Raw genomic sequence first — 14,879 nt, 5'->3', positions numbered from 1 at the left:
TGTCCGGGAATCACACGCATCAGGATGCCCGCTCATGTCACTTCCCCTCACCGGAAAACGCGCACTTGTCACCGGCTCCAGCCATGGGGTCGGTCTCGCCGCCGCCCATCTGTTTGCCGCCCAGGGCGCCGAGGTCGTGCTGCACGGCAATGCCAATATGGCCGATGCCGACAAGGCCGTTCAGGACATCGGGCCGGCCGCGCTCGGCGCCGTGCAGGCCGATCTTTCCCGCCCCGGCGGCGGGCGCGATCTCTACGACGCCGCACTGCACCTCGCCTCGGGCCGGCTCGACATCATCATCAACAATGCCGGCATCCACCCCGCCAGCCCGCTGGACGCCAGCGATGCCGACTGGGAAGCGGTCTGGGCGCTGACCTTGCAGGTCAATCTGATGGCCATGGCCGATATCTGCCGCGCGGCCATTCCGGAGATGGCCGCCAGCGGTGGCGGGTCCATCATCAACATCGCCAGCCGCGCGGGCTATCGCGGCGAAGACCGTAATCACATGGCCTATGCCGCCTCCAAGGGCGCCGTTCTCGCCATCACCAAGACGATCGCCCGGCAATGGGGTGCCAATGGCATCTATGCCTATGCCCTCGCCCCGGGCTGGATCGATACGCGCATGGGCCCGCAGCACGCGGCCGACCGCGAACGCGCCAAGGCCGAAATCCCGATCGGCGATCTCGCCCAGCCGGAGGAAATCGCCGCCATGTGCGCCTTCCTCGCCTCCGGCGCCTGCCGCAGCGCCACCGGCAGCTGCATCGACATCAACGGCGCGAGCTATGTGAGGTAGGCCCTCATTCGCGTCCGTTTCCCGCGAGCGCAGAGCGTCGCGGCTTCCTACATGTCCTCCCGGAATTTGCGATTTCGAGGAGGATTGTCGCATGACACAGGGAGATCTCGCCCGCCGCTTTGCCGCACTGCATGTGAAGGGCGCGCCGCTGGTGCTGTACAACATCTGGGATGCCGGCTCGGCGGCCGCTGTGACGAAGGCCGGCGCCAAGGCGTTGGCGACAGGCAGTGCGTCCGTCGCAGCGGCCCAGGGCTACGAGGATGGTCAGGCCCTGCCGCTCGAGGCCCTGCTGGCCACGGCCCGGCGCATCGTCGAGACGACTGAACTGCCAGTGACAGTGGATTTCGAGGGCGGCTATGCCGAAGCGCCCGACGCGCTGGCGGCCAACACGGCCCGCCTGATCGCGACCGGCGCGGTGGGCCTCAATTTCGAGGACCAGATTGTCGGCGGCGACGATCTTTACCCCGTCGAGGTCCAGACCGACCGGATCCGCGCGATCCGCAAGGCGGCCGACGAGGCCGGCATCCCGCTCTTCATCAATGCACGGACCGATCTCTTCCTGAAGGAACGCGATGCGGACCGTCAGGCGCCCCTGATCGGTGAGGCCGGGACCCGCGCTGCGGCCTATGCCGAGGCCGGGGCGAGCGGGTTCTTCGTGCCGGGACTGGGACGGGAAGACCTGATCGAGCGGATCTGTGCCGCCTCGCCCCTGCCCGTGAATGCGATGATGATGCCCGGCATGCCGGATCGTGAACGTCTCGCGGCCCTGGGCGTGGCCCGCATCAGCCACGGCCCCTTCCCCTATCTGGCGATCATGGACGCCCTCAAGGCTGCTGCAGCCGATGCGATCGGAGAGGCGGTCCCGGCCTAGCCGGGGCCGCCATCCGGCATGGAGTCGGGGTCGAGGCCCATCGCGGTCATCCGGTCGCGCCAGCGCTGCCGGGCGAGGATTTGCATGTCCTCAACCGTGTCGGCCTCGTCGGTAATTTCCAGACCGAGCAGGGTCTCGACCACGTCTTCCATGGTCACCAGACCGCGCAGCGTGCCGAACTCGTCGACCACGACAGCCAGGTGCCCTTTCGACCGGGTCAGCCGGTCGAAGGCGGCGGACGCGCTGATATCGTCGCGCAGGGTGATAATCTCGCGGCTGAACTCGGCAATGGTCCGATCGAACTCATCGCGCGCTTGGGCGAGGAGAAGATCGGACTTGAGCACATAGCCGCTGACATGATGGGCGGTGCCGTCGAACACGGGCAGCCGCGAGAACGGTGTTTGGGCGTGCGCCTCGAAGAAGGCGCGCACCGTCCCATCGCCACTGACAGAGACCATGACGGAGGCCGGCGTCATGATGTCCTCCACCTTCAGCCGGTGCAGGCGCATCAGGTTGGAAACGACCGCCAGTTCCTTGTCGTCGAGCACGCCTTCGCGGGCGCCGATCTCGGCCATCGCCCGCATCTCGTCGCGCGAGAAGGTGAAAGCGCTTTCGCCGGACCGTGCGATCACGCCGGTCAGCTTTTCGGAGAACCAGACAAAGGGTGTCATCAGCCGGGTCAGCCAGAGCACCATCCGGCCGACGGACGGCGCCAGGGACTGCCAGTGCACGGCGCCCAGCGTCTTGGGGATGATTTCAGACAGGACCAGGATCAACAGGGTCAGGATCGCCGAGGTCAGGCCGACGAATTCATTGCCGAACACCACAATCGCCTGGGCCCCAACGCCGGCCGCCCCCACAGTGTGGGCAACGGTGTTCAGCGTGAGAATGGCCGCCAGCGGCCGGTCGAGATTGGCCTGCAGGGTCTGCAGGGCCTCACTGGCGGGATGTTTCTTACGGCGCAATGCCTCAACGTGCGCCGGCCGGACCGACAGCAGAACGGCTTCCGAGATCGAACACAGGAAAGACACGACAAGCGCGAGGGCCAGATAGGCCAGGAGAAGCGTCATTTATGGGCCGTCATGGGCAGCTGCAGCATGGATACGCGAACGGTCTAGCCTGTTTCGCGATCCATGCCGAGCCTGGAGCGGTCTACTCCGCCGCTACCGCCATCTGTCCGGCGCGGTAGAGCGCGCCGGGACGTGCACCGGTCAGCTGCCCCTTCTCCATGACGATCTCACCGGACACGATGGTCGCGTCATAGCCGCGCGCGCCCTGCAGCAGGCGCTGGCCGCCGGCGGGAAGGTCCTTCTCCATGTGCGGCGGTTCGGACTGGAGATTGTCGAGGTCGATAATATTGATATCGGCCTTTTGCCCCGCGCGCAGGTAGCCGCGATCTGTCATGCCCAGATAGTCGGCCTGCGCACCTGTGAGCATGCGAACCACCTTCTCCAGGGTGAGCCGCCGGCCGCGTGTGCGGTCGCGGGTCCAGTGGGTGAGCATGTAGGTGGGCATGGACGCGTCGCACACCGTGCCGACATGGGCCCCGCCGTCGGACAGGCCGTAGAGCGCTTGGGGGTGCTCCATCATCTCGAGCACATTGTCGTAGTTGAGCTCGGTGTAGTTATAGAGCGGCAGGTAGATCAGTTCCTGGCCGTCGCGCTCGAGCAGCGTGTCGTATACCATCTCCATCAGCGGCACGCCCTTTTCACGGGCCCGCGCGGCAAGCGAGCGCTCCGGCGGCTGTTCGTAATCCGGCGGATCGCCGAGCTGGAAGAATTTCTCGGCCACCATCGCGATATGCTCCATCAGCAGGTCGGCCAGCGGCGGCACGGACGAACCCGGCCCGGACAGCTTGTCGGTCTTTTCCGACAGGATCTGTGCCTTGAAGCCCGGCTCCTTCATCTTCGCGACCCGCTGGTCCAGCGGCAGGTGCGCGATGGTCTTGTAGCTGGGATAGCCCATGAAGGGATGGAAGGTGCAGTTGAATCCCAGGAAAACGCCGATGGCGCGCGGCGCCACCTGCATGCGGGCATCTACGCCCTCACCCTTCAGTTTCTCGGTCAGCCCGATCAGCTTCTTCCACTGATCCGGCGCAAAATCACGCTGCATCAGCGAGAAGGAGAAGGGCCGGCCCGATGCCTTGGCATAGTCGGCGATGATGTCCCACTCCTCGTCGAAATCCTGCTCGCCGCGTTCGAGATTGAAATCGGACACGGCCTGAACGACGCCATGACCCAGCCCTTCGAAGGCGCGGGCAATGCCGGTGAGTTCGTCGCGCGTGGACTCAGAGGACGGCGTCCAGTCGCCGTCGGCGGTCTTGTGCACATCCGACCGCCCCGTTGCGAAACCGATCGCGCCAGCTTCCAGCGCCTCGCGGGTGAGCCGGCGCATGGTGGCGATGTCGTCATCATTGGCCGGTTCGGAAAACACGGCCCGGTCGCCCATCACATAAACCCGCAGCGGATCGTGCGGCACCATGGCGGCGATATCGATGGTCCGGGGCATCTTCGCCAGCGCGTCCATGTATTCCGGAAAGCTTTCCCAATCCCAGGTCAGCCCCTCGTAGAGCGCCGTGCCGGGGATATCCTCCACCCCTTCCATCAGCTTGATCAGCTTGTCGTGATCGGCCTCGCGCACCGGGGCAAAGCCGACGCCGCAATTGCCCATCACGGCCGTCGTCACGCCGTGATCGATGGAGGGGCGCAATTCCTCGTCCCAGCTGGCCTGGCCGTCATAATGGGTGTGGATATCGATAAAGCCCGGCGTGACGATCCGGCCGCCGGCATCCAGCGTCCGCTTCGCTTCGCCCAGATCGGTGCCGATGGCGGCGATGCGCCCGTCCTTGACGGCGATGTCAGCAACACGCCCCTCGCCGCCCGAACCATCATGGATCGTGCCGCCCGCGATCTTCAGATCATACATGTCAGACCTCCCGGTTTCGCCCTCTTACGGGGCCGTTTTCGTCTCCCGCGCGAGTTTCAGCCAATCGAGGCCGCGGTACAAGCCGATCAGCCCGCTGCCCGCAACGAGATGCCAGATACTCCACATGCCGGTGATCGCCGCCGCGCCACCCAGCCCGTCGAACTGGCTGAGCAGGATAATCAAGCCGAGACCGGAATTCTGGATACCGACCTCGAAAGTCAGGGAGCGCCGGCTGGGACTGTCCAGACGCAGCACCCGGCCGCTCAACGCACCAAGACCGAAGGCGGACGCGTTGTGGATCACGGCGATGGGAATGATGATTGTTCCGATGGCAAGAATGATCGTCCAGTTCTGCACCACGCCGACGACGATCAGGACGCCGATCCCGGCCAGCGACGCCGGCATCAGGACAGCGCGGATGCGTGCGGCGACACCCGGCCAGCAAGCTGCGACCAGCATGCCGGCAGCCAGCGGCACGGCCAGCAGGGTCACGGTCTGGGTCACGAAAGGCATGGGCGAAATTTCAAGCTGTTGGACGAGTTGAGCGGTGGGTCCGTAGACCGACGACCAGAACAGGATCGAAACCGGCGTCGCCAGGGCAGCGGACACGCTGGAGATGGTCGTAAGCGAGACCGAATACGCCGTGTTCCCCCGCGCAAAATGGGTCAGCAGATTGGAGACATTGCCGCCCGGACAGGACGCCACGACGAACATGCCCAGGGCAATACTGGCGGGCGGCGCCAAAACCAGAACGAGACCAAGCGTGAGCAGCGGCAGGCCGAGAATCTGGACGATGACCCCGCCAATCACGCGTACGGGCTGCTGCCGGACGGCCCGGAAATCCTCGATGTTCAACGCCAGCGCGACGGTGAACATCATCCCCATCAGGATGAAGGCCATCGCCAGACGCGTTTGGTCATCAACTATGACCCGAAAAGAATCTATTTCAGCGCCGCTCACGATTTCCCCGTTAAAAAACAATATATTAAATTTTCAGCGATGTTTAGGAAGCCAGCCTAGGCGAGTTGCAACCAATTGTCATTGACCTGCAAAGGGTCGCAAAACTCCACCAAATCTGTATTCTCCGCCGCCAAACGCGGCGCGAATCCAACCGGGAACGCAACCGGCGGCCGTGTTTTCGGGCGGGAATGAGTCTCCAGGACAGGAGTCGTCATTCCGATCTTTGCGTTTTGGGAGGACCGCTTTGGGCAGCGGTCCAGAGTTTGGGGGACCTTATGGGTCGGAAACGTTTCGACGAAATGTCGTGCGCGATTGCGCAAACCCTGAATCAGGTGGGCGACTGGTGGACATTGCTGATCGTGCGCGACGCCATGAAGGGTGCGCGCCGCTTCAGCGATTTCCATGAAAGCACTGGCATCGCCAAGAACATCCTCACCGACCGGCTGAACAAGCTGGTCGAGAACGGCATCATGGTGCGCGAGGAAGTCGGCGTGCGCGGACAGCGTCAGGAATATGTGCTGACTGAACGCGGCGAGGCCCTTTTCCCGATCCTGATGGCAATGCAGCAGTGGGGTGACAAGTGGATCTACGGCGAAGCGGATGCGCCCGTCGAGATGTATGACGCCCGCACCGGCGACCCGCTGGCACCGATCCAGGTTGCCAATCATCGCGGCGAGGAAGTCACCCATCGCGATGTCGCCGCCCGCGACAAGTCCGGCAAGATGCGCGAAGCGGGATAGCCCCGTCCGGTTTTTGAATCGACACGAACATTGTTCATTCCTACTCTGGTGGCAAAACTGCCATCATGTCAGGGAGGGGACACACATGGAGCGACTCGTCTTTGCCGCAATTGCCGGTACGGCCGCGCTGGCGCTGACCGCCTGTGGCGGCCAGCCGGAACGCGATATCACGACCGCTGACCGCGATTATCAGAACCAGCTCATCGAACAGCTGATCGATGCCCGGCCCGGCGATGTGATCGAAATTCCCGAAGGCGTGTTCGCCTTCGACCGGTCGCTCAGCCTGACAGTCGACGGCGTCACCATCCGTGGCCAAGGCGCAGACCGCACCATCCTCTCCTTCCAGAACCAGTCCCAGGGCGCCGAGGGCCTTCTCGTGACGGCCAACGACTTCACCATCGAGAACCTCGCCATCGAAGACACGGTAGGCGACGGGCTGAAGGTGAATGAGGGCGAGAACATCATCATCCGCGGCCTGCGGGTGGAATGGACCAATGGTCCCGACACGCGCAATGGCGCCTATGGCATCTATCCGGTGCAGACCACGAATGTCTTGGTCGAGAACTCCATCGCCATCGGTGCGGCCGATGCGGGCATCTATGTCGGCCAGTCGCGGAATGTCGTGGTGCGCCGCAATCGCGCCGAGCGGAATGTCGCCGGTATCGAGATCGAGAACACGATCGGCGCCGACGTGTACGACAATGTCGCGACGGAAAACACGGGCGGCATCCTCGTCTTCAACATGCCCAACCTGCCGCAACCGGGCTATCGCACGCGCGTCTACGGCAATCACGTCTTTGCCAACAATACCGGCAATTTCGGCCATGAAGGCACGCCAGTCGCCTCGATCCCGGCAGGCTCCGGCATCGTCATCAATTCCAATGACGAGGTAGAGATCTTCAACAATACGATTGCCGATAACCGCACGGCCAACATCATCGTGTCGTCGCTGCATTCGACCGGGTATTCGGATTATGCCGTCCAGCAGGACTTCGATCCCTATCCCGAAGGCATCCACATTCACGACAACACCTTCTCCGGCGGCGGCGACAATCCGGACGGGCTGGACCTGCAGGGCCTGAAAATCCTTGTTGCCGGACCGCTGGGACGCCTGCCGGATGTCCTGTGGGATGGGTATTATGATGCTGACAAGATGGTCGATGGTGCGATGCCCGACGACCGCCGTATTTGCCTGGATAACGGCGAGGCGGAGATCGTCAATGCAGACGGGCCGAACGGGTATGAGAACCCGGCTGTTGTGACCGGCGATCACCGCTGCTCCCTGCCGCCCCTGCCGGCGGTCGAACTGGCGCTGGCCGAATAGGCGCTCCATGCTGCGTTTCAGTGTTCTGGTCCTGTCCCTCCTGACCGCCGCGTGCGGCGGACGGGAGGCTGCCACGCCGCAATTCATCGAGACCGGCAATCCGGCTCTTTTGAGCGAATGGGGCATGATGGCGTCGGACGGACGGTCGCTTGTCCTGAGTGACGGGGTCGTGCCCTATGATCTCAACACGCCGCTATTCTCCGACTACGCCCACAAGCAACGCACAATCTGGATCCCCGAGGGGGTCAGCGCGACTTATCGCGAGAACGACGTGCTGAACTTCCCGGTGGGCACCGTCATCACCAAGACCTTCTACTACCCGCGGACCGGTACGCCGGACGAGGTTCGCAGCACGCTGCAGACCGCGCCCGGATGGCGGCCGGACGGTCTCGATCTCGACGGGATACGCCTGGTGGAGACGCGCATCCTGGTCCATCGCGAAAGCGGCTGGGTTGCCCTGCCCTATGTGTGGAATGCCGACCAGACCGATGCCGAACTGCGCCGGGCGGGCGAGATCATCCGCCTGACCGCCACCGATGCCGACGGCCGCGAACAGGACTTTGCCTATGCCGTGCCGAACGCCAATCAGTGCGCCGGCTGCCACGCGGTGAACAATACGACGCGGCAGATCCAGCCAATCGGCCCCGCCCCACAGCATATCAATCGGGACTATGCCTATGCCGCCGGCGCGCAGAACCAGCTGGAACACCTCCACGCGGCCGGCTATCTGGGCGAGTGGCCGGGGGCGGAGACGACACCGCGTGCGGTCAACTATCTCGACACCACCGCCCCGCTGGATGCGCGTGCCCGCGACTATCTCGACATCAATTGCGCGCATTGCCACAACCCAGTCGGACCGGCTGACACGTCTGGCCTGCACCTGCAGCACGACGCGCCCACCGGCCCCAATCTGGGCCTGTGCAAACTGCCGATCGCGGCGGGTGGCGGCACGGGCGGGCGGCGTTTCGGGATCATGCCGGGCGAGCCGGAGGAATCCATACTCCTCTACCGAATGGAGACGAATGACCCCGGCGCAATGATGCCCGAACTGGGGCGCGCAATCCGGCATGAGGAAGGCATTGCCCTGATACGGCAATGGATTTCAGAGCTGGATGCGGACTGCCAGACGCGCGGCTGATCCTAGCCTGTCACGCGAATTTCGCGAACCGGCATATTGAGAGAGGCGAGCCGGAAGGTTAACGTCTCCGCCGGCGCGTCACCAAAACCGGACAATCCAGCCAGGCGCGCCGTCAACGGGGAGATCATCCATGCTTCTGACAACCATCGCCGCCCTCGCCCTGCAAGCCGCACCGGCCGACATGCTGGTCGAGAACGCGCTTCAGGTATCGACCGCCCAGGGCAGCTACATCACCTATTTCAATGCCGACGGCACCTACACCTCCAATATCGGTATCGAAGGCACCTGGGAAATCCGCGGCAATGAAGTGTGCGTCGAGCGTTCGACCGGCGAACACGGCTGCGCACCGATCCAGGAAAATCTCGAACTCGGCGCCAGCTGGGAAGGCGAGAATGCCGCAACGGGCGAAACGGTGACCTACACCATCGTCGAACGCGAATAGGCTCGCGCGATACCCCCAAAAGAAAGGGGCGCTCCTGCCGGGCGCCCCTTTTTTGTTCAAGTCCCGATCGCAACAGCGCGCCTAGTTGCCGAAGCTTCCAGCCGGTCCCGGGAAGACGACCGGGGTTTCCGAACCGTCCGTCGCGACGGCGCTGACGCCAAAATAATAATTGTCGATCACGACATTCTCGAGCGTGTGCTCGCCCACCCGGCCGACAAACCGGCTCCATTGCCATTGCGGCTGGTCGGTCAGGCGCCAGTGGACGCGATAACCGGCGAGATTTCCCGCCGCCTCGCCTTCGGCCATATCCCAGCTCAGCGTGGTGGAGGGCTGCACCGCCCCCTCGATCTCGACATTTGCCGGGAAAGGCGGGGCGCCGGCGATCTGCGCCATCACGGCGATGTTGAGCGCGGTCAGCTTGGCGGCATGGCCCGCATCCACACCCTCCATCGTATCGCCATAGACGCGCCCGTCCTCGGTGCGCAGGTCCTGGTGCTGGCGGTCGTAATGCTCATTCGTCTCCATGATGCGCACGCCCGGCATGCCCGCCTCGTTGAACGGGCGGTGATGGCCGCCGCGGCCGAACCGGTCGAGCCGGTAGACCATCATCACGTCGAGATTGGGGATGTACTGGTCCGCGGTGCGGTCGACGAAACGCGCCAGATTGCGCGACGGGCTGTCCACCTCCCCGCCGGTGAAGCGGCGCTGGCGAGCCTCTTCAGGCGTCTCCACATAGCGCGTACCCTCGGAGAAAACCCGCGCCGTGGTGTTGTCGATCACGCCATTGATGCCCGCAATGTTCGAGATCATGTCATTGTTGAGCACAGCCTTGATCCGCCAGCCCTCTTCCAGCGCATGGGCGGCCACGATCTGGCCGCCGAACAGGCCCTGCTCCTCGCCGGACAGGCCGGCATAGATGATCGACCCGGCGAATTCATGCTGTGACAGCACGCGCGCCGCCTCGATCACCCCGGCCATGCCGGAGGCATTGTCATTGGCGCCGGGGCTGTCGGAGATTCCGTCCAGCGGGTCGGTGACCCGGCTGTCGATATCGCCGGACATCATCACATACCGGTCCGGGTCCAGCGTGCCGCGCTGGATGGCGAGCACCGAAACCACCTCGGTGGGTTCTGGAATGCGCCGTTCGCCGGAGATTGTGTCAGAGACGTAGATCACTTCCAGACAGCCGCCGCAGTCGGCCGAGATGCGCTCGAACGCGTCATGGATCCAGCGGCGGGCGGCCCCGATGCCGCGGGTATCGCTTTCGGTCTCCGACAGGGTGTGACGGGTGCCGAACTCCGCCAGCGTCCGGATATCCGCCCCGATCCGGTCGGCCGAGACCGCCGCGACATGGTCGTGGACAGCAAGCACCTCGGCGGGCGGGGCGTGGTCCTGGGCCAGGCCAGGCATGGACAGGACCGCCATCGCGGCGACGGACGTCAGAATACGCATGAGAGACTCCCCGATCTGTAGGCGTGCAGTGTGGCGGCCATGCCGGTCGGGTCAAGCGGGCGCGGGGACACGTACCTTCGGTACATGTCCCCCTTCCCTTACGGGACCAGAACGACCTTGCCGATCGCCTTGCGGCCGGAGAGCGCGTTGAAGCCTTCCAGGAAGTCCTCGAGTTTGTAGGTGCCCGCCACGTACGGCTTGATCTTGCCGGCCTCGAACATGTCGAAGAGCTCTTGCATGTTCTTGTCGTGCTCCTGCGGCATGGCGCCGGCCCAGGCGCCCCAGAACACGCCGACCACGCTGGCCACTTTCAGGAGCGGCAGGTTGAGCGGGAGTTTGGGGATGTCGCCGGCGGCAAAGCCGATCACCAGATGCTTGCCGCCCGGCGCGATGGCGCGGAAGGCGGCCTCGGTGTAATCGCCGCCGACCGGATCGTAGATCACGTCGACGCCCTTGCCGCCGGTCAGTTCCTTGATCCGCGCTTTCAGGTCCTCGATGGAATAATTGATCGTCTCGTCGGCGCCGTGATCCTTGCACACGGCCAGCTTCTCGTCGCTCGAAGCCGCCGCGATCACCTTGGCGCCCATCGCCTTGCCCAGTTCCACCGTCGCCAGGCCCACACCGCCGGCCGCGCCGAGGACCAGAAGCGTCTGGCCCGGCTTCAGCTCGGCCCGCTGTTTCAGCGCGTGATAGGAGGTGCCGTAGACAATGGTCAGGCCGGCAGCAGCCTCGAAGGACATGCTGTCGGGGATTTTGGTCAGCGCGGGCGCCGGCAGCACGGCCTCCGCAGCGAAGGCGCCGGTCGGCGTGTTGAACATCACCCGGTCGCCCGGCGCAAAGCCCTCCACGCCCTCACCCAGCTCGCGGACGATGCCCGCGCCTTCCGTGCCCGGCACGAAGGGCAGGTCCGGCTTGAACTGGTACTGGCCGCGCACGCACAGAAGGTCCGGGAAGTTGAGACCGCCCGCCTTCACCTCGATCAGGACGTGGCCAGGCTTGAGCGCCGGGGTGTCGACGTCTTCGACCTTCATGTTCGATTCGGGTCCGAACTCACGGCAGAGCAAGGCTTTCATCATGTCCTCCCGGACTGTCTGGTGTGGACTGCAAGGATCAGCGGATCTGAACGCCGAGATGGGTGGCGGCCTTGGTGAGGAATTTCACCGATTGCTCGCCGCCCGCCTGCAGCTCGCGCTGATCGGCTTCATCGGCGATTTCGGCAAAGCGCGCTGCAACGTTTTCCGGCGTCTGCTCTTCCGGCGGCAGGTAGATGCCCTCGGTCTCGAAAATCTTCGACACGGCATAGCCGCCGGCCCCGGCGCACAGAATGGTCCGCGAGGGTGCATCTTCGGAAACCAGATAGACCAGGCCCGTGGAGACGGCTTCCGGGTTGAGCAGGTCGAGCGCGGCCTCCGGCATCAGGCCTTCGGTCATGCGCGTCGCCGCGGTGGGCGCCAGGCAATTGACCCGGATGTCGTATTTCTGGCCTTCCAGGTGCAGCGTATTCATGAAGCCGACCACGGCCATTTTGGCGGCGCCGTAATTGGACTGGCCGAAATTGCCGTACAGGCCCGAGGAGGACGTCGTCATGGCGATCCGGCCATAGCCCTGCTGGCGCATGATCTCCCACACCGCCTTGGTGCACACGACCGAGCCCATCAGGTGAACGTCCATGACGGTCTGGAAGTCCTCCAGCTCCATCTTGGCAAAGGATTTGTCGCGCAGGATGCCGGCATTGTTCACCAGCACGTCGATGCGGCCCCATTTGTCCATCGCCTGGGCCACCATGTCGGCAACCTCGTCCGGCTTGGTGACATTGGCGCGGTGGGCGATCGCCTCGCCTCCGGCCTGGCGGATTTCCCCGGCCACATCCTCGGCCGCCGAACCGGACCCGGTGCCATCGACCGAGCCGCCCAGATCATTGACGACCAGCTTGGCGCCGCGTGCGGCCAGGGCCAGGGCGTGGGTGCGGCCCAGCCCGTGGCCGGCGCCCGTGACGATGACCACACGGCCATCATAGCGAATATCACTCATTCCGCGTCTCTTCTCTTTTCGCTTGGGTGTCAGCCGAGGATTTGCAGGGTCAGCCAGTGCGCCATCAGCGCCGGCTTGTCCTCGCCCTCGATTTCAACGGTCACGCCGTATTTCAGCATCCACTGGCCCGGATTGCGCTCATGCGCATCCTCCAGCACGAAACGGCCCCGGACCTTCTTGCCGGCCCGGACGGGCTGCAGGAAGCGGATCTTGTCGAAGCCGTAATTGATCCCCATCGCGATGCCATCGAGCACCAGCGTGGTGTTCTCGGCCAGCGCAGACAGCATGGACAGGGAGAGGAAACCGTGGGCGATCGTGCCGCCGAACGGGGTTTCCTTCGCTGCGCGCTCCGGATCGATATGGATGAATTGATGATCCTCGGTCACGTCGGCGAAGGTGTCGATGCGCGACTGGTCGATCTCGACCCAGTCGGACACGCCGATTTCCTGGCCGATACGGCTGGCCAGCGCGTCTGCCTTGATTACCGGCATCAGGCTGTCTCCTCGTCTTTCAAGAGCAGGGCGCGAAGGCCCGGCTTGTCGATCTTGCTGGTCCCGCCGCGCGGCAGCGGGCCGTCCATGCGCCAGATCCGCTCGGGCAGTTTGAAAGCAGCCAGGTGCGGCCGCAGGAAGTCGACGATCGCCTCATCGGTCATCGTCGAGCCTTCGCGCAACAGGATGGCGGCCCCGACGCGTTCGCCCAGGCGTTCGTCGGGAATGCCGATCACGGCGGCCTCGAGAATGTCCTCATGGCGGGCCAGCGCGCCCTCCACTTCCAGGCAGGAGATGTTCTCGCCGCCGCGGATCACCATGTCCTTGATGCGGTCGACGATGAACAGGAAACCGTCCTCGTCGATCACGCCGACATCGCCGGTCTTGAACCAGCGGTCCCCGGTGAGCACGGCTGCCGTGGCCTCCGGCTGGTTGAGATAGCCCCGGAACACGGCGGGCGACTTGATCCAGACCTCGCCCGGCTCGCCGCGCGGCGTCTCGTTGCCGGCCTCGTCGACCGTCTTGATGGCGGTGACCGCCGGCAGGGGCAGTCCGCAGGAACCCGGCTTGGCCTGGTATTCGGCATAGCCGTTATAGGTGCCCAGCGCATTGGTCTCGGTGAGGCCGTAGCCGGAGGACGCCCAGGCGCGCGGGAAAATCTCGTTGATCTTCTCAACATGGGCTTCGGGCCGCTTGGCGCCCCCCGTCCCCATCGTCTGCAGCGTTTCCAGCACGACACCGCGGCGTTCCGCTTCCAGCGTCAGCTCGTGGGACATGGTGGGCACGCCGACCATGTCGGTGAGCTTTTCGCGCTGGATGGTCTCCACCGCCTCGCCGGCATCCCATTTGCGCATCAGCACCATTTTGCGGCCGCCGAACAGCGACATCATGAAAACCGCGTGCGAGCCGGTGCAGTGGAAAAGCGGCAGGCAGACCAGAACGCCGCTATCGCCGTCGACAAAGTCCTCGTCATTATTGGCCAGGCGCAGCGCCCCGGCCAGAAGCGCAAACGAGAGCACGGTCGTGACCGCGCCGCGATGGGTCAGCACCGCGCCCTTGGGCGAGCCGGTCGATCCGGACGTGTAGAAGATCGCAAAATCGCTGTCGGGATCGATCGTGATCTCGGGCGGCGGTCTTCCGGCCCCGGCCGCGACCATGGCGTCGAACGTGTCATCGACATCGTCGAGCTCGCCGCGTCCGGCGATCAGGGTCAGGCCGAGCTTATCCTTGAAGGGACGGATGCGTTCAATCTGCCGCGCCCCGGCCACGACGATCCTGGCCTCGCAATCGCCCAGCCCGAAGCCCATCTCCTCGCTCGTCCACCAGCCATTGAGCGGAACGACCACGCCGCCGGCGGTGAGAATGCCCATGAAGGCGGCCATCCATTCCGGCGAATTGCGCATGGCCAGCGCCACGCGCGTGCCCGGCGTCACCCCGTGGCGCTCGATCAGGGCATTGGCGAAAGCGACCGATTTTCCAACCAGTTCGCCGAAAGTCCAGCGCTGGTCCTCGAAGACCACCCCGTCCTTTTCCGCGTGCTCCATCGCCTTCATCAGTAAGAAGCGCAGATCGCCCGGTGCATTCACATAGGCCGGCTGGCGCACGCCCAGCACCTCGGTCTCGCCGACATTGAGGACGGGCTCGCCCTCGGTCATCTTCCGGGCGATCGCCTCGAGCTGCGCACGGCTCGGTGCCTGTTTGCGCTCTGCCAT

At 64.6% G+C, this 14,879-nt stretch carries 14 protein-coding genes; 6 read left to right on the top strand and 8 right to left on the bottom strand.

Annotated elements, in window-relative coordinates:
- Positions 1–34 precede the first annotated feature (34 nt).
- Together ACXAJV_RS10550 and ACXAJV_RS10545 are read left to right on the top strand one after the other, a co-directional pair.
- A complete protein-coding gene (locus tag ACXAJV_RS10550; RefSeq protein WP_475085105.1) occupies positions 35–793 on the top strand; it encodes an SDR family NAD(P)-dependent oxidoreductase in 759 nt (252 codons plus the stop codon).
- A gap of 91 nt (positions 794–884) precedes the next feature.
- Positions 885–1,664, top strand: a complete 780-nt coding sequence (locus tag ACXAJV_RS10545) for an isocitrate lyase/PEP mutase family protein (RefSeq protein ID WP_475085103.1) — start codon at positions 885–887, stop codon at positions 1,662–1,664.
- On the opposite strand, the gene ACXAJV_RS10540 is transcribed toward ACXAJV_RS10545, so the two are convergent.
- The 3 genes from ACXAJV_RS10540 to ACXAJV_RS10530 all read right to left on the bottom strand — a co-directional run bounded on the left by ACXAJV_RS10540 (position 1,661) and on the right by ACXAJV_RS10530 (position 5,489).
- Positions 1,661–2,734 carry a CNNM domain-containing protein gene (locus ACXAJV_RS10540; RefSeq protein WP_475085100.1) on the bottom strand — a complete coding sequence of 358 codons (1,074 nt, stop codon included), beginning with the start codon at positions 2,732–2,734 and terminating at the stop codon, positions 1,661–1,663. The two genes, ACXAJV_RS10545 and ACXAJV_RS10540, sit on opposite strands and share 4 nt — an antisense overlap.
- Before the next feature lie 82 nt (positions 2,735–2,816).
- On the bottom strand, positions 2,817–4,589 hold the full coding sequence (locus ACXAJV_RS10535) for an N-acyl-D-amino-acid deacylase family protein (RefSeq protein ID WP_475085097.1): 1,773 nt from the start codon (positions 4,587–4,589) through the stop codon (positions 2,817–2,819).
- 24 nt (positions 4,590–4,613) lie between these two features.
- Positions 4,614–5,489, bottom strand: coding sequence for a bile acid:sodium symporter family protein (locus ACXAJV_RS10530; RefSeq protein ID WP_475085094.1), 876 nt, complete (start codon positions 5,487–5,489; stop codon positions 4,614–4,616).
- A 335-nt stretch (positions 5,490–5,824) separates the two neighbouring features.
- Here ACXAJV_RS10530 and ACXAJV_RS10525 point away from each other — a divergent pair, with 335 nt between their 5' ends.
- The 4 genes from ACXAJV_RS10525 to ACXAJV_RS10510 all read left to right on the top strand — a co-directional run bounded on the left by ACXAJV_RS10525 (position 5,825) and on the right by ACXAJV_RS10510 (position 9,193).
- Complete coding sequence (locus tag ACXAJV_RS10525; RefSeq protein WP_475085092.1) at positions 5,825–6,289, top strand: winged helix-turn-helix transcriptional regulator; 465 nt, start codon at positions 5,825–5,827, stop codon at positions 6,287–6,289.
- An 85-nt stretch (positions 6,290–6,374) separates the two neighbouring features.
- Entirely contained in the window at positions 6,375–7,613 is a 1,239-nt protein-coding gene (locus tag ACXAJV_RS10520) for a parallel beta-helix domain-containing protein (protein ID WP_475085090.1), read from the top strand.
- 7 nt (positions 7,614–7,620) lie between these two features.
- Positions 7,621–8,751, top strand: a complete 1,131-nt coding sequence (locus ACXAJV_RS10515) for an SO2930 family diheme c-type cytochrome (RefSeq protein WP_475085087.1) — start codon at positions 7,621–7,623, stop codon at positions 8,749–8,751.
- 130 nt (positions 8,752–8,881) lie between these two features.
- Positions 8,882–9,193, top strand: a complete 312-nt coding sequence (locus ACXAJV_RS10510; protein ID WP_475085084.1) for a hypothetical protein — start codon at positions 8,882–8,884, stop codon at positions 9,191–9,193.
- 81 nt (positions 9,194–9,274) lie between these two features.
- Here ACXAJV_RS10510 and ACXAJV_RS10505 read toward each other — a convergent pair whose 3' ends face one another.
- The 5 genes from ACXAJV_RS10505 to ACXAJV_RS10485 all read right to left on the bottom strand — a co-directional run bounded on the left by ACXAJV_RS10505 (position 9,275) and on the right by ACXAJV_RS10485 (position 14,879).
- Entirely contained in the window at positions 9,275–10,645 is a 1,371-nt protein-coding gene (locus ACXAJV_RS10505; protein WP_475085082.1) for a M28 family peptidase, read from the bottom strand.
- A 98-nt stretch (positions 10,646–10,743) separates the two neighbouring features.
- Positions 10,744–11,718, bottom strand: a complete 975-nt coding sequence (locus ACXAJV_RS10500) for an NADPH:quinone oxidoreductase family protein (protein ID WP_475085459.1) — start codon at positions 11,716–11,718, stop codon at positions 10,744–10,746.
- Positions 11,719–11,755: 37 nt separating this feature from the next.
- Positions 11,756–12,676: an SDR family NAD(P)-dependent oxidoreductase gene (locus tag ACXAJV_RS10495; RefSeq protein ID WP_475085079.1), complete on the bottom strand. Its 921-nt coding sequence runs from the start codon at positions 12,674–12,676 to the stop codon at positions 11,756–11,758.
- A 29-nt stretch (positions 12,677–12,705) separates the two neighbouring features.
- Complete coding sequence (locus tag ACXAJV_RS10490; protein ID WP_475085077.1) at positions 12,706–13,167, bottom strand: MaoC family dehydratase; 462 nt, start codon at positions 13,165–13,167, stop codon at positions 12,706–12,708.
- Positions 13,167–14,879: a class I adenylate-forming enzyme family protein gene (locus ACXAJV_RS10485; protein ID WP_475085074.1), complete on the bottom strand. Its 1,713-nt coding sequence runs from the start codon at positions 14,877–14,879 to the stop codon at positions 13,167–13,169. The genes ACXAJV_RS10490 and ACXAJV_RS10485 overlap by 1 nt, the downstream gene beginning before the upstream one ends.

The organism is Maricaulis sp. ABE4_448 (assembly GCF_056160825.1).
Note: the sequence above shows the minus strand (reverse complement) of the source record. Positions and strands in the feature narration are given on the sequence as shown.

Excerpts from the sequence above, each read along its gene's own strand:
- ACXAJV_RS10550 (WP_475085105.1), top strand. The coding sequence starts at position 35 with ATGTCACTTCCCCTCACCGGAAAACGCGCACTTGTCACCGGCTCCAGC.
- ACXAJV_RS10545 (WP_475085103.1), top strand. The coding sequence starts at position 885 with ATGACACAGGGAGATCTCGCCCGCCGCTTTGCCGCACTGCATGTGAAG.
- ACXAJV_RS10540 (WP_475085100.1), bottom strand. The coding sequence starts at position 2,734 with ATGACGCTTCTCCTGGCCTATCTGGCCCTCGCGCTTGTCGTGTCTTTC.
- ACXAJV_RS10535 (WP_475085097.1), bottom strand. The coding sequence starts at position 4,589 with ATGTATGATCTGAAGATCGCGGGCGGCACGATCCATGATGGTTCGGGC.
- ACXAJV_RS10530 (WP_475085094.1), bottom strand. The coding sequence starts at position 5,489 with ATGGCCTTCATCCTGATGGGGATGATGTTCACCGTCGCGCTGGCGTTG.
- ACXAJV_RS10525 (WP_475085092.1), top strand. The coding sequence starts at position 5,825 with ATGGGTCGGAAACGTTTCGACGAAATGTCGTGCGCGATTGCGCAAACC.
- ACXAJV_RS10520 (WP_475085090.1), top strand. The coding sequence starts at position 6,375 with ATGGAGCGACTCGTCTTTGCCGCAATTGCCGGTACGGCCGCGCTGGCG.
- ACXAJV_RS10515 (WP_475085087.1), top strand. The coding sequence starts at position 7,621 with ATGCTGCGTTTCAGTGTTCTGGTCCTGTCCCTCCTGACCGCCGCGTGC.
- ACXAJV_RS10510 (WP_475085084.1), top strand. The coding sequence starts at position 8,882 with ATGCTTCTGACAACCATCGCCGCCCTCGCCCTGCAAGCCGCACCGGCC.
- ACXAJV_RS10505 (WP_475085082.1), bottom strand. The coding sequence starts at position 10,645 with ATGCGTATTCTGACGTCCGTCGCCGCGATGGCGGTCCTGTCCATGCCT.
- ACXAJV_RS10500 (WP_475085459.1), bottom strand. The coding sequence starts at position 11,718 with ATGAAAGCCTTGCTCTGCCGTGAGTTCGGACCCGAATCGAACATGAAG.
- ACXAJV_RS10495 (WP_475085079.1), bottom strand. The coding sequence starts at position 12,676 with ATGAGTGATATTCGCTATGATGGCCGTGTGGTCATCGTCACGGGCGCC.
- ACXAJV_RS10490 (WP_475085077.1), bottom strand. The coding sequence starts at position 13,167 with ATGCCGGTAATCAAGGCAGACGCGCTGGCCAGCCGTATCGGCCAGGAA.
- ACXAJV_RS10485 (WP_475085074.1), bottom strand. The coding sequence starts at position 14,879 with ATGGCAGAGCGCAAACAGGCACCGAGCCGTGCGCAGCTCGAGGCGATC.